The organism is Mycolicibacterium litorale (assembly GCF_010731695.1).
In the GTDB taxonomy this organism is placed as follows: domain Bacteria; phylum Actinomycetota; class Actinomycetes; order Mycobacteriales; family Mycobacteriaceae; genus Mycobacterium; species Mycobacterium litorale.
Window position 1 is genome coordinate 1,339,795 of the sequence record NZ_AP022586.1, and the last position, 20,291, is coordinate 1,360,085.

The following is a 20,291-nucleotide window of genomic DNA, read 5'->3' on the forward strand; positions in this document are numbered from 1 at the left end:
ACCCGCGGGGGCGCGCCACGCCTTTTCCAACATCACGCACCACGGCCGGTCGTTGGCTATGTTCTACCGGAAGCGTCAGCGCCCAAGCCGAAAGGCCGCGGGAGTCGATGCCGATGACAACATCGACCAGGAGGTGAAACGTGCGCGGTCGCGTGGCACGGAACGCATTCGCTCTCGGTAGCGCGGGGCTGTTGGCGCTCGCCCTTGGCGGCTGCAGTCAGTCGACACCCGAAGAGGAAGCGGCGCAGACGAATCTGAAGATCGTCGAGCAGGTCCAGATCGACGAGAACGGTGCAGAGGTCAAGGCGGCCGAGGGCGCCTCCCCAGCCGATCCGGCCGGTGACGGCAAGGCGACCTGCCCGCCGCTGTCGATCGCGATGGCCGGCGCGCTCAACGGCCCGGACGCGGCCCTGGGCATCAACATCAAGAACGGCGTGCAGTTGGCCGTCGACAAGCACAACGCGGCCAACCCGGGCTGCCAGGTTCAGCTCAAGACCTTCGACACCGAGGGCGACCCGCAGAAGGCCAGTGCGATCGCTCCGCAGATCGTCGACGACCAGTACACGATCGGCCTGGTCGGCCCGGCGTTCTCCGGCGAGACCAACGCCACCGGTGACGTGTTCAACCAGGCCGGCCTGGTCGCCGCCACCGCATCGGCCACCAACACCACGCTGTCGGAGAAGGGGTGGCGGACGTTCTTCCGCGGTCTGGCCAACGACGGCGTGCAGGGTCCGTCGGTCGCCAACTACCTGAAGAACACGCTGGGCCACCAGAAGGTCTGCGTGGTCGACGACAGCACCGACTACGGTCTGGGCCTCGCCCAGGCGGTGCGCGACACGCTCGGGCCGGTCGCGGACGCGGGTTGCAACATCTCGGTGAAGAAGGGCGACAAGGACTTCTCGGCCGCCGTCACCCAGGTCAAGGGCGTCAGCCCGCAGTCGGTGTTCTTCAGCGGGTACTACGCCGAAGCGGCCCCGTTCGTGCAGCAGCTCAAGGACGGCGGCGTCGAGGCGACGTTCGTCAGCGCCGACGGCACCAAGGATCCGGAGTTCGTCAAGCAGGCCGGCGAATCGTCCAAGGACGCACTGCTGTCCTGCCCGTGCGGCCCGGCGACCGGTAGCTTCGCCGAGGAGTACACGCAGAAGTTCGGCCAGGAGCCCGGCACGTACAGCACCGAGGGCTACGACCTGGGCACCATCCTGGTCAAGGGCATCGACTCCGGCGCGATCACCCGCCAGGCCCTGCTGGACTACGTCCGGAACTACAACGGCCAGGGCGTGGCCCGCAACTACCAGTGGACCCCGCAGGGTGAGCTCACCACCACCCTGATCTGGATGTACAAAGTCCAGTGACTAGCTGACGAGACGCGTCCGAGACCACATGGCTCGGACGCGTTTCGTTAGAAGCCCCTTCTGCGCCGAGGAGCCCCACACACCGATGATCGCCCAGTGCGTCGACCAGTACGCCTGTCTGGCGGCCAACATCAACTTCAACCTGGAAGGCCTGCGAGACGGCTTCTGGCAGTTGACGATCGACGGCCTGTCCTGGGGTGCGATCTACGCCCTGGTGGCGGTCGGCTACACCTTGGTCTTCGGTGTCCTGCGGCTGATCAACTTCGCGCACTCCGAGATCTTCATGCTCGGGATGTTCGGCGCCTACTTCTGTCTCGACTTCATTCTCGGGTTCACGCCGTCGGGCAACGCATACAACAAGGGCATCGCTCTGACGGTGCTGTATCTGGCGATCGCGATGGTGTTCGCGATGCTGGTGTCCGGGTCGGCGGCCGTCGGTCTGGAGGCCGTCGCCTACCGGCCGCTGCGAAGACGCGGGGCCCGGCCCTTGACGTTCCTCATCACCGCCATCGGCATGTCGTTCGTGCTCCAGGAGTTCGTCCACTTCATCCTGCCCAAGATCATCAAGGGCTACGGCGGAAGCAATGCCCAGCAGCCGATCACGCTGGTGCAGCCCAAGACCCAGTTCGAGATCTTCGGGGCGTCGGTCTCCAACGTCACGCTCGTGATCATCGGCGCTGCACTGTTCTTCGCGCTGCTGACCGACATCGCCATCAACCGGACGAAGTTCGGGCGAGGTATCCGCGCGGTGGCCCAGGATCCGAACACCGCCACGCTGATGGGGGTGTCCCGCGAACGGGTCATCATGCTGACGTTCATGATCGGCGGCCTGCTGGCCGGTGCGGCGGCGCTGCTGTACACGCTCAAGGTGCCACAGGGCATCATCTACTCCGGCGGATTCCTGCTCGGCATCAAGGCGTTCTCCGCGGCGGTGCTCGGCGGTATCGGCAACCTGCGCGGCGCGCTGCTCGGCGGCCTCATCCTGGGCGTGATGGAGAACTGGGGTCAGGCGGTGTTCGGCACGCAGTGGCGCGATGTGGTCGCGTTCGTCCTGCTGGTGTTGGTGCTGCTGATCCGGCCCACCGGCATACTCGGTGAGAGCCTCGGGAAGGCGCGGGTATGACACAACGCCAAGGAGACGTCACCACCTCGGGGGCGAGCAAGCTGCTCGCTCCGGGAGACGGGCTGCGGGCCTGGTGGTCGGGATTGAGCAGGCCGGTCAAGTGGCTGTTCGGCATCCTGCTGTTCGGGTTGCTGGCCCTCCTGCCGTTGTTCACGCCGCCGTTCCTGGACACGCCGGGCATCAGCTTCGGCGGCACCATGGCGCAGTTCGCGATGGTCGCCATCATCGCGATCGGCCTGAACGTCGTTGTGGGGCAGGCAGGTCTGCTGGATCTCGGCTACGTCGGCTTCTACGCCGTCGGCGCGTACACCGTGGCCCTGCTGACCAGCCCGAGCAGCCCGTGGAATCAGGCCGGTCCGGACGGCTGGCTCGGCACCGACTGGGCGTGGCTGTTCTGCGTGCCGCTGGCGATGGCGGTGACGGCGCTCGCCGGGCTCATCCTCGGCACCCCGACACTGCGGTTGCGCGGCGACTACCTGGCGATCGTCACGCTCGGGTTCGGCGAGATCATCCGGCTGCTCGCCGACAACCTCGCCGACGTCACCAACGGCCCGCGCGGGCTCAACGAGGTCGAATACCCGCGGGTGGGGGAGAGCGAGCGGCTGCCCGAAGGCGTGTTCTCCAGCGCGAACTCGTCGGGTGACGCCAACTACGGCACGTGGTGGTTCTGGCTGGGGCTGCTGCTGATCGTCGGCATCCTGCTGCTGGTCGGCAACCTCGAACGCAGCCGGGTCGGCCGGGCCTGGGTGGCGGTCCGCGAGGACGAGGACGCCGCCGAAGTGATGGGGGTCAACACCTTCCGCTTCAAGCTGTGGGCGTTCGTGATCGGCGCCGCCATCGGCGGACTGTCCGGAGCGCTCTACGCCGGCCAGGTGCAGTTCGTGGCGCCGCCGACGTTCAACATCATCAACTCGATGCTGTTCCTGTGCGCGGTCGTCCTGGGCGGCCAGGGCAACAAACTCGGCGTGATCTTCGGCGCGTTCATCATCGTCTACCTGCCCAATCGCCTTCTCGGCGTGCACTTCCTGGGCATCAACCTCGGCGACCTGAAGTATCTGTTCTTCGGGATGGCGCTGGTTGTGCTGATGATCTTCCGTCCGCAGGGGCTGTTCCCCGTGCGTCAGCAACTGCTCACCTACGGCAAGGCCGCGCGCGACATGCTGCGCAGGGCGCCGGGCGACAGCGAAGGAGCGGTGCGATGACCATCGAGGAGCTCTCCGGCGTCCATCGGGAAATCAGCGCGGCAGAAGGCGAGACACTGCTGCAGACCCAGGATCTGACGGTGAAGTTCGGCGGTCTGACCGCACTGGACGCGGTCACCTTCGACATCCGCCGCGGCGAGATCCTCGGTCTGATCGGTCCGAACGGCGCGGGAAAGACCACCTGTTTCAACGCGATCACCGGTGTGTACCGGCCGAGTTCGGGTTCGGTCACCTTCGACGGCAAACCGCTGGGCCGGATCAAACGCCACCAGATCACCCGTCGCGGTATCGCCCGCACCTTCCAGAACATCCGGCTGTTCGGTGAGATGACCGCGCTGGAGAACGTCATGGTGGGCACGGACGCGCGGCACCTCACCTCGGTGCCCGGGGCGCTGGTCCGCACACCGCGACACCGCCGGGAGGAGAAGTCGGCGATCGAAAGATCGGCTGCACTCCTACATTTCGTAGGTATCGCCCACCGCGGCGAGGAGAAGGCCAAGAACCTACCCTACGGAGATCAGCGCCGGCTCGAGATCGCCCGCGCGCTGGCCACCGAACCCAAACTGTTGTGCCTCGACGAACCGGCCGCCGGCTTCAACCCGGCCGAGAAGGCCGCGCTCATCGAGCTGATCCGCAAGATCCGCGACGACGGCTACACCGTACTGCTGATCGAACACGACATGCGGTTGGTGATGGGCGTGACCGACCGGATCGTGGTGCTGGAGTTCGGGCGCAAGATCGCCGATGGACTGCCCGCCGCGATCCGCGAGGACCCGAAGGTCATCGCCGCCTACCTTGGAGTGCCTGATGACGAAATCGGTTGAGCCACGCAAGGTGCTGCTCGAGGTCCGCGACATCGTCGTGCACTACGGCCGCATCCGGGCCCTGCACGGGGTGTCCCTGAAGGTGCACGAGGGCGAACTGGTCACGCTGCTGGGTTCCAACGGCGCGGGTAAGACCACAATGATGCGGGCCATCTCGGGCCTGCGTCCGCTCACCTCGGGTTCGGTGTGGTTCGACGGTGTCGACGTCTCCCGCGTGAAAGCGCACCGGCGGGTGGCCGACGGCCTGATCCAGGCGCCGGAGGGCCGTGGCGTGTTCCCCGGTATGACCGTCACCGAGAACCTCGAAATGGGCTGCTACGCAAGGAAGTTCCCGACCAAGAACGAGCACCGTGAGCGACTGGACTGGGTGTTCGAGACCTTCCCGCGCTTAGCGGAGCGCCGCGCCCAGGTGGGCGGCACGCTCTCCGGCGGCGAGCAGCAGATGCTCGCGATCGGCCGCGCGCTGATGGCGCGGCCGAAGGTGCTGCTGCTCGACGAGCCGTCGATGGGCCTGGCGCCCATGGTGATCTCGCAGATCTTCAAGATCATCGCCGACATCAACGCCCAGGGCACGACGGTGCTGCTGGTGGAGCAGAACGCCCAGCAGGCGTTGTCGCGTTCGGATCGTGCCTACATCCTCGAGACCGGTGAGGTCACCAGGACCGGCGATGCGCGGGAACTGCTGCACGACGACAGTATCCGCGCCGCCTATCTCGGCGTGGCCTGACGCTCCAGCAACCGACTAGCGCGCGACGACCACCGACGAGCCGTGGCCGAACAACCCCTGGTTCGCGGTCACGCCGACCTTGGCGTTCTCGACCTGGCGTCCGGTGGCCTGACCCTTGAGCTGCCAGGTCAACTCGCAGACCTGGGCGATGGCCTGGGCGGGAATGGCTTCCCCGAAGCACGCCAGTCCGCCCGACGGGTTGACCGGTATCCGGCCTCCGATCGTGGTCGCCCCGCTACGCAACAGCGTCTCCGCCTCACCCTTGGGGCAGAGCCCGAGGTGTTCGTACCAGTCGAGCTCGAGCGCGGTCGACAGGTCATAGACCTCGGCGACGCTGAGGTCTTCGGGTCCGATCCCGGCCTCGGCGTACGCCGCATCGAGGATCTGATCCTTGAACACGCGGTCGGGCGCCGGCACCACCGCGGTGGAATCGGTGGCGATGTCGGGCAGTTCGGGCAGATGCTGCGGGTACTGCGGCGTCTGCAGGCTCACGGCCCGCACCGACGGCACGCCCTCGACCGATCCGAGGTGCTTCTCGGCGAACGACTTGCTGGCCACGATCAGCGCCGCGGCACCGTCGGAGGTCGCGCAGATGTCGAGCAGGCGAAGCGGATCCGAGACGACCGGGCTGGCCAACACGTCCTCGACCGAGGTCTCCTTGCGGAACCGGGCGTTCGGGTTCTCCAGGCCGTGGCGGGCGTTCTTCACCTTCACCGCGGCGAAGTCCTCGAGCGTCGCGCCGTAGAGGTCCATTCGGCGGCGCGCGAGCATCGCGAAGTAGACGGGGTTCGTGGCGCCGATCAGGTGGAAGCGCTGCCAGTCGGGATCGTTCTTGCGCTCACCGCCGACGGGGGCGAAGAACCCCTTCGGCGTGGTGTCCGCGCCGATCACCAGCGCGACGTCGCAGAACCCCGCGAGGATCTGCGCGCGGGCGCTCTGCAGTGCCTGTGATCCACTGGCGCACGCGGCGTAGCTGGAGGTGACGGGCACGCCGTTCCACCCCAGCTTCTGGGCGAACGTCGACCCGGCGACGAATCCGGGGTAGCCGTTGCGGATGGTGTCGGCGCCGGCGACCAGCTGGATCTGGCGCCAGTCCATGCCGGCCTCAGCGAGGGCGGCGCGGGCGGCGACCACGCCGTACTCGGTGAAGTCGTTGCCCCACTTGCCCCACGGGTGCATACCGGCGCCGAGGATGTAGACGGGTTCGGGGCTCATCGGGCGATCCTCCACGCGTGCACGATGCGTACGACGCCGTCGTCGTCGGTGTACAGCGGCATGGTGGTCAGCTCCATCTCCATGCCGACCTTCAGATCGGCGGCGAGTGTCCCCTCGACCACCTTGCCGAGCACGATCAGGCCTTCCTCCGCCAGCTCGACGGCCGCAACGGCGAACGGCTCGAAGGGATCCGGCGACGGGTAGGGCGGCGGGGGTGCGTACCGGTTCTCGGTGTAACTCCACAGGGTTCCGCGCCGGGACAGCGGGACCTGCGCGAGGTCGTCGCCGTCGCAGGCCGGGTTCGGGCAGTTGTTGGACCGCGGCGGGAAGACGTAGGTCCCGCACTGATGGCATTTGCCGCCGATCAGGTAGGCCTCACCGGAGCCTTCGGTGGCGAACCAGCCGTCGATCGCCGGTTGCGTGGAAGCTGCTGACACGCGGTCAGCGTACCCAGAGCGGGGGCAAAACTGAAACGTGTTCCAGTCAGTGGGCGGCGGCGTCGAGCAGGATGCGCACCAGATCGTCGGGGTTGTCGCGCATGAGATTGTGTGCGCCGTCCAGTTCGTGCACCGTCCACGCCGGATCGTCGCGGACGCGCTCGTAGGACCGGCGCAGCGGCGATTCACCGGGCCACCGCAAGGCGTACACGTAATCTCGCCGGCGCAGACTGCTCAGGTCGCCGGTGAGCGTGATCCGTTGAAGCAGCGACGCCAGCGGGTGCGACGAGGCGCGGTCGTCGAAGAACGGCAACGCGGGGACGCCGTAGCCGGTGTCGTCGACGCCGAGATACCACTGCCGTTCGGCGTCGTTGACCAGATCCCAACAGGATTCGCCGTCGCGCGGGACGAGGGCGTCGAGGTACACCGCGGCGTCGACGCGGTCCGGCATCCGGTCGGCCACCGCGGTGATCACCATGCCGCCGTAGCTGTGGCCCACGAGCACCAACTCGTCGTCGGGCAGCGCCGCCACCGCAGCGCACATGTCCGCGATGTGGGTGTCGAGGTTGACCCCGGCGTGGGCGAGGTGGGCGCGTTCGGCGACGCCGGTCAGCGTGTAGGCGTGCGCGCGGTGGCCCCGCGCGCGCAGCGCGTCGGCCAGATCGTCGAAACACCAGGCGCCGTGGCAGGCGCCGGGGACGAGGACGAAGGTGCTCATGAGTAACTCCTTGCGGTGTCGTGTCGGTACTGCGCGGTGACGCGCTCGAGGTCCTCGGGACGCCGGCTCGCGCCGGCGCGATGCATGGTCCGGTTCGCCGCGACGACGGCGGCGGTGTCGGCGCATCTGCGCGTCTCATAGCGGCCCAGCCCGCCCGGTCCTGCCGTGAGTTCGTCGGCCAGCACGCGGGCGTCGACGATCGCCTGCGACCCGCCGTTGGCCCCGACCGGATACATCGGGTGGGCGGCGTCGCCGAGGAGAGTCACCCGCTCGGTGCCCCAGCGCGGCAACGGATCACGGTCGACCATCGGATACTCGAAGACGTCGTCGGTGTGGTCGATCAGCGCCTCGACGTCCAGCCAGTCGAGCCGCCAGTCACGCACGTGGCGGCGCACCTCGGACCTGTCGGCGGGCCGGTTCCAGCCGGCGTCGCCGGGCAGGGGGCCGGGCCTGCCGCCGGGCACCTGCAGCACCCAGTTCACCAGGGCGCCGCCGATCGGGTAGGTGACGAGGTCGACCTCGCCGGGACCCTTGACGATCGCCATGGTGCGGCCGTCGAGAAACGGTGCCCGCCGCGCGGCGCCGCGGAACATCCGGATCCCGGACCACATCAGCGGGCCCGACTGCGGGTGGAGGATCTCGCGAACCACGGAGTCGACACCGTCGGCGCCGACGAGGACGTCGGCCCGTAGGTCGCCGCCGGCGGTGTGGGCGACGACGCCGTCGGCTCTTTCGGTGAAGCCGGTCAGCCCCCACCCCAGGCGCACGGCACCGGGGCCGAGTCGCTCCGCCACCGCACCCGCGAGCACCGACTGCAGCACACCTCGGTGCACCGAGAGTTGCGGGTGGCCGTAGCCGCCGTCGAGTCCGCGTGGTTCGCGGAACAGGTGTCGCCCGGTGCTGTCGAAGAAGGAGATGGCCGACGGCGCGGAGGCGACCGACGCGACCCGATCGGCGAGGCCGAGCCGCTCCAGTTCGGCGACCGCATGGGGGAGCAGGTTGATGCCGACCCCGAGCGGTTTGAGCTCGCGGGCGCGCTCGACGACCGCGACGGCGAAACCCCGCTGATGCAGCGTGAGTGCCGCGGTGAGCCCGCCGATTCCTGCTCCGGCGACGAGGACGCGTGGTGAGTTCATGACTCCACGGTGAGACAGCGCGGACTATAAGTCCAATACAGGTTTGTGCGACAAACTATTGTGATTCCTTATGGAACTGCGTCAGCTCGAGTACTTCGTCGCCGTCGCGGAGGAGGCGAACTTCACCCGGGCCGCCCAACGCGTGCACGTGGCGCAGCCGGCGGTGAGCGCGCAGGTCGCGCGGCTGGAACGCGAGCTGGGGCAGCCGCTGCTGGACCGCGCGCGGCGGCAGGTTCGGCTCACCGCCGCGGGCGCGGCGGTGTTGCCGCACGCGCAGGCTGCCCTGGCCGCGGTCGCCGACGCCAGGGTCGCTGTGGAGGAACTCGCCGGGCTGGTCCGCGGCTGTGTGGTGATCGGGACCGTCACCGCGCACAACGTCGACATGCCCGCGTTGCTCGCGGATTTCCACGCCGCCCATCCGGGCGTCGAGATCACGCTGAGCACCGCGGACTCCGACCGCCTGGTCGAGGGGGTGCGGTCGGGCGGATTCGATCTCGTGATCGCGTCGGTCGGTGCCGACGAGGTGCCCGACGGGCTCGAAGTCGAGGTCACCACCGATGAGGCGATCGACGCCGCAGTGGGCCTCGACGACCCGTGGCGCGACGTCGAATCGGTGCCGGTGACAGCGCTCGCCGAGCGGTCCCTGATCGCCCTGCCGGAGGGAACGGGCCTGCGGCGCCGACTCGGCGAGGCCTTCGCGTCCGCGGGCCGCACGCCGCGGATCGCGTTCGAGGCCAGCACGCCGCAGGAACTCGCCGACCTGGCCGCACGCGGCCTCGGTGTCGCGATCGTGCCGCAGTCGGTCGCCCGGCACCGCGCCGACCTGCATGCCGTCGCGATCACTCCCGAACTGCGCGGACGCCTCGTCCTGGCGTGGCGTGCCGGCGGCCCGGTCAGTCCGGCCGCGCGGGCGCTCATCGGCATGGCCCGCGAGCGCCTGCGTGTCACCGGGGATGCCTAGAGTTGTGCCCGTGAGCCCAGCCAGTACCTCCACCGCCAAGAAAACGGCCACCAACCAGAAGGCCGCCGCCAAGGCGGACGACAAGCCGACACTGATGCTGCTGGACGGCAACTCACTGGCCTACCGCGCCTTCTACGCGCTGCCCGCGGAGAACTTCAAGACCCAGGGCGGGCTCACCACGAACGCGGTCTACGGGTTCACCGCGATGCTCATCAACCTGCTGCGGGACGAGCAGCCGAGCCATGTGGCCGCGGCGTTCGACGTGTCCCGCCAGACCTTCCGCGTCGACAAATACCCCGAGTACAAGGCCGGCCGCTCCTCGACACCGGACGAGTTCCGCGGTCAGATCGACATCACCAAAGAGGTGCTCGTCGCGCTGGGTATCGCCGTGCTGGCCGAACCCGGCTTCGAGGCCGACGACATCATCGCCACGCTGGCCACCCAGGCGGAGGCCGAGGGGTACCGGGTGCTCGTCGTCACCGGGGACCGCGACGCGCTGCAGCTGGTCAGTGACGACGTCACCGTGCTCTATCCGCGCAAGGGTGTCAGCGAGCTGACCCGGTTCACCCCCGACGCGGTCCTGGAGAAGTACGGCCTCACCCCGCAGCAGTATCCGGACTTCGCGGCGCTGCGCGGCGATCCGAGCGACAACCTGCCGGGCATCCCGGGCGTGGGGGAGAAGACGGCCACCAAGTGGATCGCCGAGTACGGGTCGCTGCAGGCGCTGGTGGACAACGTCGATCAGGTCAAGGGCAAGGTCGGCGACGCCCTGCGGGCGAACCTGTCGCACGTGGTGCTCAACCGGGAACTCACCGATCTCGTCAAGGACGTCCCGCTTCCGCACACGCCCGACACGCTGCGGGTGCAGCCGTGGAACCGCGATCAGATCCACCGCCTCTTCGACGACCTCGAATTCCGCGTGCTGCGCGACCGGTTGTTCGAGACGCTGGCAGCCGTCGAACCCGAGGTCGAGCACGGGTTCGACGTGCGGGGCAAGGCGCTGGAACGCGGTGAGCTCGCCGCCTGGCTGTCCGAACACAGCCTCGGCAACCGGTTCGGGCTCGCGGTCGTGGGCACGCATCTGGCCTACGACGCCGACGCCACCGCGCTGGCCATCGTGGCCGCCGACGGCGACGGCCGCTACATCGACACCTCGGCCCTCGACCCGGACGACGAGGCGGCGCTCGCGTCGTGGCTCGCCGACCCGGGCCCGCCGAAGGCGCTGCACGAGGCCAAGCTCGCCATGCACGATCTGGCCGGTCGCGGCTGGAAGCTCGCCGGGGTCACCTCCGACACCGCGCTGGCGGCGTACCTGGTGCGGCCCGGTCAGCGCAGTTTCAGCCTCGACGACCTGTCGCTGCGCTACCTGCGCCGGGAGCTGCGCGCGGACAACCCTGCGCAGCAACAACTCTCGCTGCTCGACGACAGTGACGGCGGCGACGACCAGGCCGTCCAGACGCTGATCCTGCGTGCCGTCGCGGTGCTCGACCTCGCCGACGCGCTCGACGAGGAACTCGCCCGCATCGACTCGTCGTCGCTGCTCGGCCGCATGGAGTTGCCGGTGCAGCGGGTGCTCGCCGAGATGGAGCACGTCGGCATCGGCGTCGACATCGACCAATTGCGGCAACTGCAGAGCGAATTCGCCGATCTGATCCGCGATGCCGCCGAGGCCGCCTACGCGGTGATCGGCAAGCAGATCAACCTCGGGTCGCCCAAACAGCTGCAGACCGTGCTGTTCGACGAACTCGAGATGCCCAAGACCAAGAAGACCAAGACCGGCTACACCACCGACGCCGACGCCCTGCAGTCGTTGTTCGACAAGACCGGGCACCCGTTCCTGCAGCACCTGCTGGCGCACCGCGACGCCACGCGGCTCAAGGTCACCGTGGACGGGCTGCTGAACTCGGTGGCTTCCGACGGTCGCATCCACACCACCTTCAACCAGACGATCGCCGCCACCGGCCGGTTGTCGTCGACCGAACCGAACCTGCAGAACATCCCGATCCGCACGGAAGCTGGCCGGCGCATCCGCGACGCGTTCGTGGTGGGTGACGGATACGCCGAGCTCATGACGGCCGACTACAGCCAGATCGAGATGCGCATCATGGCGCACCTGTCGCAGGACGCCGGGCTGATCGAGGCGTTCAACACCGGTGAGGATCTGCACTCCTTCGTCGCCTCGCGGGCGTTCGACGTCCCGATCGACGAGGTGACCCCGGACCTGCGCCGCCGTGTCAAAGCCATGTCGTACGGGTTGGCGTACGGGTTGAGCGCCTACGGGCTGGCCGCGCAGCTCAAGATCTCGACCGAAGAAGCGAAGGTCCAGATGGACCAGTACTTCGCCCGGTTCGGCGGGATCCGCGACTACCTGCGCGACGTCGTCGACCAGGCCCGTAAGGACGGCTACACCTCGACGGTGTTCGGCCGCAGGCGGTATCTGCCCGAACTCGACAGCAGCAACCGCAACGTCCGTGAGGCCGCGGAGCGGGCCGCGCTCAACGCCCCGATCCAGGGCAGCGCCGCCGACATCATCAAGGTCGCGATGATCGACGTCGACCAGGCGATCAAGGACGCCGGGCTGACGTCCCGGATGCTGCTTCAGGTGCACGACGAGCTGCTGTTCGAAGTCGCCGACGGCGAGCGGGACACGCTCGAAGCGTTGGTCCGCGACAAGATGGGCAGCGCCTACGCGCTCGACGTGCCGCTGGAGGTCAGTGTCGGATATGGCCGCAGCTGGGACGCGGCGGCCCACTGACGTGCCGGTGCATCCGTTCGACGAGGCGATCGAGCTCGAACCCACGGAACTGGCCGGCCGGTTGCGTGGCCGCACCCGCCCGGACTGGGCCAACATGGTCGGTCCGTTCGGCGGGATGACTGCGGCGGTGTTGCTGCGGGCCGTCGAAGTACAGCCGGAGCGCATCGGCGAACCCCTCGCGCTGACAGTGAATTTCGCCGCGCCCGTCGCGGACGGACCCTTCGACATCGCGGTGAAGGCGGTCCGCACGAACCGGACCAACCAGCACTGGCTCGTCGAACTCTGGCAGGACGGCGCGGTCAAGACGAACGCCACCGCGGTGTTCGGTCTCCGGCGCGACACCTGGTCGGACACCGAACGGGCCGTGCCGCCGGTGCCCGCACCCGCCGACGTCGCGGAGAGCGGGCTGCCCGACATGATCGTGTGGGCGCGCAACTACGAGATGCGTTACGTCGAGGGCGGGGTGCCTGGGCCGGGAGCCCAACCTGAACCGTCATCGGTGACGACGCTGTGGGCGCGGGATCGCCGCGGGCGCGCGCTGGACTTTCCGTCTCTGACGGCGATGAGCGACATCTTCTATCCGCGGGTGTTCCTGCGGCAGGGGGCCATGTCACCCGCCGGGACGATCTCGCTGACGACGTACTTCCACGCCGATGCGCAGGCACTCCACGCCGCGGGCGGCGATTTCGTGTTGGCGCGCGCCGAGGCCAACCGGTTCTCGCGCGGCTACTTCGACCAGTCGGCCGAATTGTGGAGCGCGGCCGGCGAACTGCTGGTCACCACCCACCAGCTGGTGTACTTCAAGGCCTGATGACCGCCCCGGCCCGGTAGCCGGCCATGTGGTGCAGCGCCGGCGACGCCGCGCGGGCCGCGTACACCGCGTAGGTCTCCTCGTGGAGCAGTCCGACGACGCGCGGATCGCCGAACCCGCGGTCGATGCGGTCGCGCACGAATGCCAGTTCCACGACCTGGTGCGCGAACTTCTTGACCGACGCCTCGGCCTGCTTGCCGCCGAACCTCCTGGCCTCGGCGACGGCCTGTTTGCGCGTCCGCAGCGAGCCGAGCCACGTCGCCTCGCTGGGGGTCACCACGCCCGCGGCCACCATCCCGGGCAGTTTGGCCGCCACGACCTGCTGCTCGCGGCGCCTGCTCCTGACCGCCAGCAGGATCGCGAGCGCGAACATCGGCATCATCCAGAACACGTACAGACCGAAGTACGCCCCGACCCCGAGGAGCGACGAGCCGTTCCACATCGCGTGCAACAACACCGCTCCGGCGTAGCCGAGCAGGAGGAACCCGGTTCTGGCGGCGGCCTCGCGGCGTTGCAGGGCGAACCACACGCCGATCGCGAACACCGTGGTGAACAGCGAGTGGGCGAACGGCGCCATGACGAGCCGGAGCGCGGCGGTGAGCAGCGAGTCGGCCAGCGACTCACCGTTGGCGATGTAGAGGATGTCCTCGAGCCAGGCGAAGCCCGCCCCGACCAGGCCCGCGTACACCAGACAGTCGGTCAGCGAGTTCATCTCGTTGCGGCGCGCGCCGGTCATCATGATGAGCAGGAACAGGCCCTTGGCGGCCTCCTCGGTCAGTGGCGCACCCAGCACCAGCGTCACGGGGCTGACGCCTTCCGACCCGTCGCCGCCGAGGGCCGGGTTCACCCACGCCTCGAGGAACAGCTGCAGCACCGCCGAGATGACGACGGCCGCTGAGGTGCCCCAGAGGAACGCGAACACCAGCAGCCGCGGCGGTTCCGGTTCCCACCTGTCCAGCCACAGGTACGCCAGCACGACGACCGCCATCGCGATGCTCGACAGCACGAACCCGATCGCCGTCCCGGTCGGGTTGACCGCCGTGAGCAGGATGACGAGCAGGCCGGCCAGCGTGCCGAGGGCGATCAGCACTCCGAGTGGCGCGCCGACTCTGCGCACTTGCCGGACCCAGGGGGAGGCGTACAGCTGCGGTGGGGGCGGGGTGCCGAGGCGGGACACCTCAGCAGGCTAGCCGGAATACCGCGGCGCTTCGCGGAGTTGGCTCCATTACGAGACGGTATTGTCTCGTAATTGGACGAGGAGGATTCGATGCGCGAACTCAGTGACGACGCCCGGCGGCAACGCACCCACCGGACGATCGACCGGTTGCAGGAGGCGCTGCTCGCCCACGACATGTCGGCGTTCGCCGACCAGTGGGCGCCCGACGGCACCATGAGCTTTCCGTTCGCGCCGCCCGGGTGGCCGGAACTGCGCGGACGCGACGAAGTGCGCGGCTACCTCGCGGACTACACCGACAACGTCGACATCCACGAGATCACGCGGATGACGCGCCACGACAGCACCGACCCCGACACGGTGATCCTCGAATGGGCGGTCAGTGGTGTCGCGGTCAAGACCGGCAAGCCGTACGAGATCGCCTACGTCGCCTTCGTCACTGTCGGACCCGACGGCATCGTCGCCTACCGCGACTACTGGAACCCGCTGGCCGCGGGCGCCGCGCTCGGCGGCATCGACGAGCTGTTCGCCGCCTTCGACGCCGGGGCACCGCGGTGAGCGGCACGGTCCTGGTGCTGGGCGCCACCGGCAACACCGGAAGCGCGGTCGTCGACGCACTGCGCCGGTTCCCTGACCTCTCGGTCCGCACGGCGACGCGACAACCGGCGCCGCCCACCGCCCACGACCACCGCCGGTTCGACTGGGCCGACCGGGCGACGTGGGGTGAGGCGCTCGACGGCGTGGACCGGATGTACCTGGTCGCACCCGTCGGGGACGCCGAGCCGATGGCCGTGGTCGCGCCGTTCCTCGAACAGGCCGGCGCCGCGGGTGTGCGGCGCGTGGTCGCGCTCAGCTCGTCGGCGGTCGCCTTCGGCGAGCCGGGCCTGGGCCAGGTGGCGTCAGCGGTCCGTGAGGTGTTCGAGGAGTGGGAGGTGCTGCGCCCGTCGTGGTTCATGCAGAACTTCACCGGCGCCCACCCGGTCGCCGAGAGTATCCGTGCCACAGGCGGATTCGTGACCGCCACCGGCACCGGCCGGCTGCCGTTCATCGACGGCCGCGACATCGGCCGCGTGGCGGCGCACCTGCTCGCCGCGCGCGAACCGCAGTGCGCCGAGCACGTATTGACCGGCCCCGAAGCGCTCACGTACGACGACGCCGCGGCGATCATGTCGGAGGTGACCGGCCGCAGCGTGCGCCACCGGTCCGTCGAGCCCGAACGGTTCACCGATTTCCTCGTCGCCTCGGGTTACGACCCCGACTTCGCCGCGGTGCTCGCCGCGCTGGACGCGCTGGTTCGCGACGGCACCCAGAGCGAGGTCACCGACGCGGTCGAGCGGCTCACCAGAACACCGCCGCGCAGTTTCGCCGCATACCTGCGCGCTCTGGTTGCCGTATGACCGCCGGACGGCCGCGCGACGCCAGGGTCACCGAGGCGATCCTCGACGCGGTGCTGGCCGAACTCGCCGACCGGGGGTTCGGCGGGTTGACGATGGACGCCGTCGCGCGGCGGGCCGGGGTCGGCAAGAGCGCGCTCTACCGGCGGTGGCCGTCGAAGGTCGAGATGACGGCCGATCTGATGCGTGCGTTGAGCGTCACCGAGGAGCCCGCACCCGACACCGGATCGTTCGCGGGGGACGTCCGGGCGCTGCTCGAGGATGTGCTTGCCTGGCTGACCGACGAGCGGGTCCGTCGGGTGTACCCGGACCTGCTTGCCGAGGCGCAGCGCCACCCGGCGCTCGGCGAAGCAATGACGACCTATGTCGCGCGGCCCCGGCGAGCGCGTGCCACGGCGGTCCTCGAGCGGGCCGCCGAACGCGGCGAACTGGGCATCGGCGCTGATCAGGAGGTCATCGTGGATGCGCTGGGAGCGCTCGTCTTCTGGCGCCTGATCGCGCTCAGTCAGCCGGTGACCGCACAGCATCTGGACCGGGTGACCGCGGCGGTGTGCGCGATCGCGCGCGGAGCCGACTCGATGTGAGAACCGGGTTTGTCCTGCATGTACCGAGTCGAGTAGGCTCGACAGGTACCTGTGTGCGTGATTGCAGGTCACACAACAATCATCAGTACATCATCTGTCCCTACGAGCAAACCTGTCCGGAGCAACCCACCACATGCCAAGTCCCTCCGTCACCTCGCCGCAAGTAGCCGTCAACGACATCGGCTCGGCTGAGGATTTCCTCGCCGCCATCGACAAGACCATCAAATACTTCAACGATGGCGACATCGTCGAAGGGACGATCGTCAAGGTCGATCGCGACGAAGTCCTCCTAGACATCGGCTACAAGACCGAAGGTGTCATCCCTTCCCGCGAGCTCTCCATCAAGCACGACGTCGACCCCAATGAGGTTGTGTCCGTCGGCGACGAGGTGGAAGCCCTGGTCCTCACCAAGGAGGACAAGGAAGGCCGCCTGATCCTGTCCAAGAAGCGCGCACAGTACGAGCGCGCCTGGGGCACCATCGAAGAGCTCAAGGAGAAGGACGAGGCCGTCAAGGGCACCGTCATCGAGGTCGTCAAGGGCGGCCTGATCCTCGACATCGGCCTGCGCGGCTTCCTGCCCGCCTCCCTGGTCGAGATGCGTCGCGTCCGCGATCTGCAGCCGTACATCGGCAAGGAGATCGAGGCCAAGATCATCGAGCTCGACAAGAACCGCAACAACGTGGTGCTCTCGCGCCGCGCCTGGCTCGAGCAGACGCAGTCCGAGGTGCGCAGCGAGTTCCTCAACCAGCTGCAGAAGGGCGCCATCCGCAAGGGTGTCGTGTCCTCGATCGTCAACTTCGGCGCGTTCGTCGATCTCGGCGGCGTCGACGGCCTGGTGCACGTCTCAGAGCTGTCCTGGAAGCACATCGACCACCCGTCCGAGGTCGTCACCGTGGGCGACGAGGTCACCGTCGAGGTGCTCGACGTCGACATGGACCGCGAGCGGGTTTCGCTGTCGCTCAAGGCGACTCAGGAAGATCCGTGGCGCCACTTCGCCCGCACCCACGCGATCGGCCAGATCGTTCCGGGCAAGGTCACCAAGCTGGTGCCGTTCGGTGCGTTCGTCCGCGTCGAGGAGGGCATCGAGGGTCTGGTGCACATCTCGGAACTGTCCGAGCGCCACGTCGAGGTCCCGGACCAGGTGGTTCAGGTCGGCGACGACGCGATGGTCAAGGTCATCGACATCGACCTGGAACGCCGCCGCATCTCGCTGTCGCTCAAGCAGGCCAACGAGGACTACACCGAGGAGTTCGATCCCTCGAAGTACGGTATGGCCGACAGCTACGACGAGCAGGGCAACTACATCTTCCCCGAGGGCTTCGACTCCGAGACCAACGAATGGCTCGAAGGTTTCGAGAAGCAGCGCGAGGAGTGGGAGTCCCGCTACGCCGAGGCGGAGCGCCGGCACAAGATGCACACCGCGCAGATGGAGAAGTTCGCCGCCGCCGAGGCCGAAGAGGCCGCGCGTCCGGTGTCGAACGGCTCGTCGCGCTCGGAGGGGGAGTCGACCGGCGGCACGCTCGCCAGCGACGCCCAACTCGCCGCCCTGCGGGAGAAGCTGGCCGGCAACGCCTAGCAGTCATCTCGACGAACGCCCCGGCTCACCGCGAGCCGGGGCGTTCGCCGTATCCGGGCCCTGACAGACTGGTGCGGTGCTGAGAATTGGATTGACCGGCGGGATCGGCGCAGGCAAGTCGACCGTGTCCGCGACGTTCGCCGAATGCGGTGGCGTCATCGTCGACGGAGACGTGATCTCCCGCGAGGTCGTGGAACCCGGCACCGAGGGACTTGCCGCGCTCGTCGAGGCCTTCGGCGAGGACATCTTGCAGCCGGACGGTGCACTCAACCGTCCGGCGTTGGCGGCCAAGGCCTTTCAGGATGACGAACAGCGGGCCAAGCTCAACGGCATCGTGCACCCGCTGGTCGGCAAGCGCAGACAGGAGATCATCGACTCCGTACCCGAGGGCACGGTGGTCGTGGAGGACATCCCGCTGCTGGTGGAGACCGGGATGGCGCCGTTCTTCCCGCTCGTCGTGGTGGTCTGGGCCGACGAGGAAACCCGGGTGACCCGCCTGATCAAACGGGGGCTGCCGGAGCACGACGCCCGTGCCCGGATGAAGGCGCAGGCGTCCGATGAGCAGCGTCGCGCGATCGCCGATGTGCTGCTGGACAATTCGGGCACCCAGGAGGAGATCGTCGAAGCGGCGCGCCGGCTCTGGTACGAGCGGGTGCTACCGCTGGCCGAGAACATCCGCACCGGCGAACGGGTGCGCATCGCGCCCCGGCTGGTGCCGCACGATCCGGGCTGGGCCGCCGACGCGCAGCGGATCATCAACCGCGTCAAGGCCGCCGCGGGCGCGAAGGTGCTGCGCGCCGACCACGTCGGTTCGACGTCCGTCGCCGGCCTGGACGCCAAGGACGTCGTCGACGTCCAGGTGACGGTGGCGGCGCTCGAGGATGCCGACGAGATCGCCGGTGCGCTGGCGGCAGTGGGATATCCGCGGGTGCCGCACGTCGACTCCGACGTCTCCCACGACGACAGCGACAGGTGGGGTAAGCGGTTGCATGGCGCGGCCGACCCGGGCCGCCCCGCCAACATCCACGTGCGGGTGGACGGCTGGCCGAATCAGCGGTTCGCGCTGCTGTTCCCGGCGTGGCTCGGGGCGAACCCGGCGGCGCGCGCTGACTATCTCGAGGTCAAGCGGGCGGCGTTGACCGCGCCGGACTACGCCGACGCGAAGGAGCCGTGGTTCGCCGAGGCCTATCCGACGGCGCTGGCGTGGGCCGAGGCGACCGGCTGGCGCCCCTGACGGTCAGATCCCTGGGGCCGCGGGTGCGGGAGCGAGGTCGGCAGGATCCCCCGGAGGCGCCGGCTCGGCCGGCGGGGCGGCCTCCGCGGAGGCGACCGGCGCCTCACACGTCAGCGCGGCGTAGTCCGGGTCCTGCGGCAGGAAGCGCGGGGCGACGAAGTCGTCGGCCTGCGCGACGATCTGGCCGTCGACGAGCACCTCGCAGTGCAGGTTCGCCGAGTACGGCCACTGCACCGACACCTTCATCGTCGCCACGCCTGTTTCCGGCAGGACCGTGTTCACCTCGAACACCCGGCCCGGCACCATCGTCGGGTTGGCCGTCAGTGTCTGATCGTTCTCGGCGCTGTAGGTGATGGTGGCGCCGCGGGACACGCCGTCGATGCGGGCCCGGTAGACCACGTTGCGGAGCACCTCCGGGGTCTCCTGCGCGGCGGGCTGCGGCTCGACCGCCGGATCGGCCTGCGCGACGGCGGGACTTAACTGAAAACCACCGACGACGGCCAGCGCCACAGCACCCGCGGTCCATCCGCGCATGACGGAGTTCATGTAGATGACCTTACAATGTTCGCCACGACAGGACCATGCCGTTGCCGGCGAGCCAGCGCTGCAGGTCGTAATCGTGCCGGGCGAGCCCATCGACGGTGTTCACGGCCGTCTGGACCGCCTGCTCGCCGACCTCGGGGGTGAGCAGGTTGTGCCGGACCGCGGTCAGCAGTTCGTCCACGTCGCACAGTTCGGCGCCGATGCCCGTGCGCACCACCACGTCGAGATAGTGGTCCTCGGCCGTCCACCGGTGCGGGCCCGGTGTGTAGGTGCCGATGTCGAGGTAGAAGTCCTGATCCCGCTCGAAGCCGGGGCTGAAGTGAAACACCGACGCCCGCAGGTTGAGCGAGGGCAGCAGCCACGACTCGAGATAGTGGAACTGGGCGCGGCCGGGGGTGGGGCGGGCCATGTAGAGGCCCCAAGGCTCCACCGAGTAGACGTCGACGGCCCGCACGATGCCCTTGGGATCGGTGTTCGTGCAGGCGAGCAGGTCGAACGTCTCGTGCTTAGGTGGGTGGATACCTC

Annotated in this window: 20 protein-coding genes; 13 read left to right on the top strand and 7 right to left on the bottom strand. The window is 68.7% G+C overall.

Features of this window, described 5'->3' with window-relative positions:
- The first annotated feature begins 140 nt into the window (after nucleotides 1-140).
- The 5 genes from G6N30_RS06245 to G6N30_RS06265 all read left to right on the top strand — a co-directional run bounded on the left by G6N30_RS06245 (nucleotide 141) and on the right by G6N30_RS06265 (nucleotide 5,228).
- A complete protein-coding gene (locus G6N30_RS06245; protein WP_134060495.1) occupies nucleotides 141-1,352 on the top strand; it encodes a branched-chain amino acid ABC transporter substrate-binding protein in 1,212 nt (403 codons plus the stop codon).
- An 85-nt stretch (nucleotides 1,353-1,437) separates the two neighbouring features.
- A complete protein-coding gene (locus G6N30_RS06250; RefSeq protein ID WP_134060496.1) occupies nucleotides 1,438-2,475 on the top strand; it encodes a branched-chain amino acid ABC transporter permease in 1,038 nt (345 codons plus the stop codon).
- Entirely contained in the window at nucleotides 2,472-3,677 is a 1,206-nt protein-coding gene (locus tag G6N30_RS06255; RefSeq protein ID WP_134060497.1) for a branched-chain amino acid ABC transporter permease, read from the top strand. Before G6N30_RS06250 ends, G6N30_RS06255 begins: the two co-directional genes overlap by 4 nt.
- The gene (locus tag G6N30_RS06260) at nucleotides 3,674-4,501 is read left to right on the top strand and encodes an ABC transporter ATP-binding protein (protein ID WP_134060498.1); all 828 of its coding nucleotides are present in this window, start codon (nucleotides 3,674-3,676) and stop codon (nucleotides 4,499-4,501) included. The genes G6N30_RS06255 and G6N30_RS06260 overlap by 4 nt, the downstream gene beginning before the upstream one ends.
- Nucleotides 4,485-5,228 (top strand): ABC transporter ATP-binding protein, encoded by a 744-nt coding sequence (locus tag G6N30_RS06265; protein ID WP_134060499.1) that lies wholly within the window; start codon nucleotides 4,485-4,487, stop codon nucleotides 5,226-5,228. The genes G6N30_RS06260 and G6N30_RS06265 overlap by 17 nt, the downstream gene beginning before the upstream one ends.
- 15 nt (nucleotides 5,229-5,243) lie before the next feature.
- Here the strand turns inward: G6N30_RS06265 and G6N30_RS06270 are convergent, their stop codons facing one another.
- Genes G6N30_RS06270 through G6N30_RS06285 form a run of 4 tightly spaced genes read right to left on the bottom strand, consistent with a single transcriptional unit; the run spans nucleotide 5,244 to nucleotide 8,734 of the window.
- The gene (locus tag G6N30_RS06270; RefSeq protein ID WP_134060500.1) at nucleotides 5,244-6,443 is read right to left on the bottom strand and encodes a lipid-transfer protein; all 1,200 of its coding nucleotides are present in this window, start codon (nucleotides 6,441-6,443) and stop codon (nucleotides 5,244-5,246) included.
- A complete protein-coding gene (locus G6N30_RS06275) occupies nucleotides 6,440-6,880 on the bottom strand; it encodes a Zn-ribbon domain-containing OB-fold protein (protein ID WP_134060501.1) in 441 nt (146 codons plus the stop codon). Before G6N30_RS06275 ends, G6N30_RS06270 begins: the two co-directional genes overlap by 4 nt.
- Before the next feature lie 46 nt (nucleotides 6,881-6,926).
- On the bottom strand, nucleotides 6,927-7,598 hold the full coding sequence (locus G6N30_RS06280) for an alpha/beta fold hydrolase (RefSeq protein WP_134060502.1): 672 nt from the start codon (nucleotides 7,596-7,598) through the stop codon (nucleotides 6,927-6,929).
- A complete protein-coding gene (locus G6N30_RS06285) occupies nucleotides 7,595-8,734 on the bottom strand; it encodes an FAD-dependent monooxygenase (protein ID WP_134060503.1) in 1,140 nt (379 codons plus the stop codon). The genes G6N30_RS06280 and G6N30_RS06285 overlap by 4 nt, the downstream gene beginning before the upstream one ends.
- 70 nt (nucleotides 8,735-8,804) lie before the next feature.
- Here G6N30_RS06285 and G6N30_RS06290 point away from each other — a divergent pair, with 70 nt between their 5' ends.
- Genes G6N30_RS06290 through G6N30_RS06300 form a run of 3 tightly spaced genes read left to right on the top strand, consistent with a single transcriptional unit; the run spans nucleotide 8,805 to nucleotide 13,261 of the window.
- Complete coding sequence (locus G6N30_RS06290) at nucleotides 8,805-9,695, top strand: LysR family transcriptional regulator (protein WP_134060504.1); 891 nt, start codon at nucleotides 8,805-8,807, stop codon at nucleotides 9,693-9,695.
- Nucleotides 9,688-12,450 carry a DNA polymerase I gene (polA, locus tag G6N30_RS06295; protein WP_276026626.1) on the top strand — a complete coding sequence of 921 codons (2,763 nt, stop codon included), beginning with the start codon at nucleotides 9,688-9,690 and terminating at the stop codon, nucleotides 12,448-12,450. The genes G6N30_RS06290 and polA overlap by 8 nt, the downstream gene beginning before the upstream one ends.
- Nucleotides 12,419-13,261: an acyl-CoA thioesterase gene (locus G6N30_RS06300; protein WP_134060506.1), complete on the top strand. Its 843-nt coding sequence runs from the start codon at nucleotides 12,419-12,421 to the stop codon at nucleotides 13,259-13,261. The genes polA and G6N30_RS06300 overlap by 32 nt, the downstream gene beginning before the upstream one ends.
- Here the strand turns inward: G6N30_RS06300 and G6N30_RS06305 are convergent.
- A complete protein-coding gene (locus G6N30_RS06305) occupies nucleotides 13,251-14,438 on the bottom strand; it encodes a PrsW family intramembrane metalloprotease (protein ID WP_134060507.1) in 1,188 nt (395 codons plus the stop codon). The genes G6N30_RS06300 and G6N30_RS06305 overlap by 11 nt on opposite strands.
- 90 nt (nucleotides 14,439-14,528) lie before the next feature.
- Between G6N30_RS06305 and G6N30_RS06310 the strand changes: the two genes are divergently transcribed.
- The 5 genes from G6N30_RS06310 (at nucleotide 14,529) to coaE (ending at nucleotide 19,223) form a co-directional block, all read left to right on the top strand.
- A complete protein-coding gene (locus G6N30_RS06310; protein WP_134060508.1) occupies nucleotides 14,529-14,993 on the top strand; it encodes a nuclear transport factor 2 family protein in 465 nt (154 codons plus the stop codon).
- Nucleotides 14,990-15,832, top strand: a complete 843-nt coding sequence (locus G6N30_RS06315) for an NmrA family NAD(P)-binding protein (protein WP_134060509.1) — start codon at nucleotides 14,990-14,992, stop codon at nucleotides 15,830-15,832. The genes G6N30_RS06310 and G6N30_RS06315 overlap by 4 nt, the downstream gene beginning before the upstream one ends.
- The gene (locus G6N30_RS06320; protein WP_134060510.1) at nucleotides 15,829-16,413 is read left to right on the top strand and encodes a TetR/AcrR family transcriptional regulator; all 585 of its coding nucleotides are present in this window, start codon (nucleotides 15,829-15,831) and stop codon (nucleotides 16,411-16,413) included. The genes G6N30_RS06315 and G6N30_RS06320 overlap by 4 nt, the downstream gene beginning before the upstream one ends.
- 133 nt (nucleotides 16,414-16,546) lie before the next feature.
- Nucleotides 16,547-17,989, top strand: a complete 1,443-nt coding sequence (gene rpsA, locus G6N30_RS06325; RefSeq protein ID WP_134060511.1) for a 30S ribosomal protein S1 — start codon at nucleotides 16,547-16,549, stop codon at nucleotides 17,987-17,989.
- A 76-nt stretch (nucleotides 17,990-18,065) separates the two neighbouring features.
- Nucleotides 18,066-19,223, top strand: coding sequence for a dephospho-CoA kinase (gene coaE / locus G6N30_RS06330; RefSeq protein WP_134060512.1), 1,158 nt, complete (start codon nucleotides 18,066-18,068; stop codon nucleotides 19,221-19,223).
- Between the two features lie 3 nt (nucleotides 19,224-19,226).
- Here the strand turns inward: coaE and G6N30_RS06335 are convergent, their stop codons facing one another.
- Together G6N30_RS06335 and G6N30_RS06340 are read right to left on the bottom strand one after the other, a co-directional pair.
- Nucleotides 19,227-19,769, bottom strand: a complete 543-nt coding sequence (locus G6N30_RS06335; protein ID WP_134060513.1) for a hypothetical protein — start codon at nucleotides 19,767-19,769, stop codon at nucleotides 19,227-19,229.
- Nucleotides 19,770-19,779: 10 nt separating this feature from the next.
- The gene (locus G6N30_RS06340) at nucleotides 19,780-20,286 is read right to left on the bottom strand and encodes a ribonuclease FAU-1 family protein (protein WP_179965605.1); all 507 of its coding nucleotides are present in this window, start codon (nucleotides 20,284-20,286) and stop codon (nucleotides 19,780-19,782) included.
- Nucleotides 20,287-20,291: the final 5 nt, after the last annotated feature.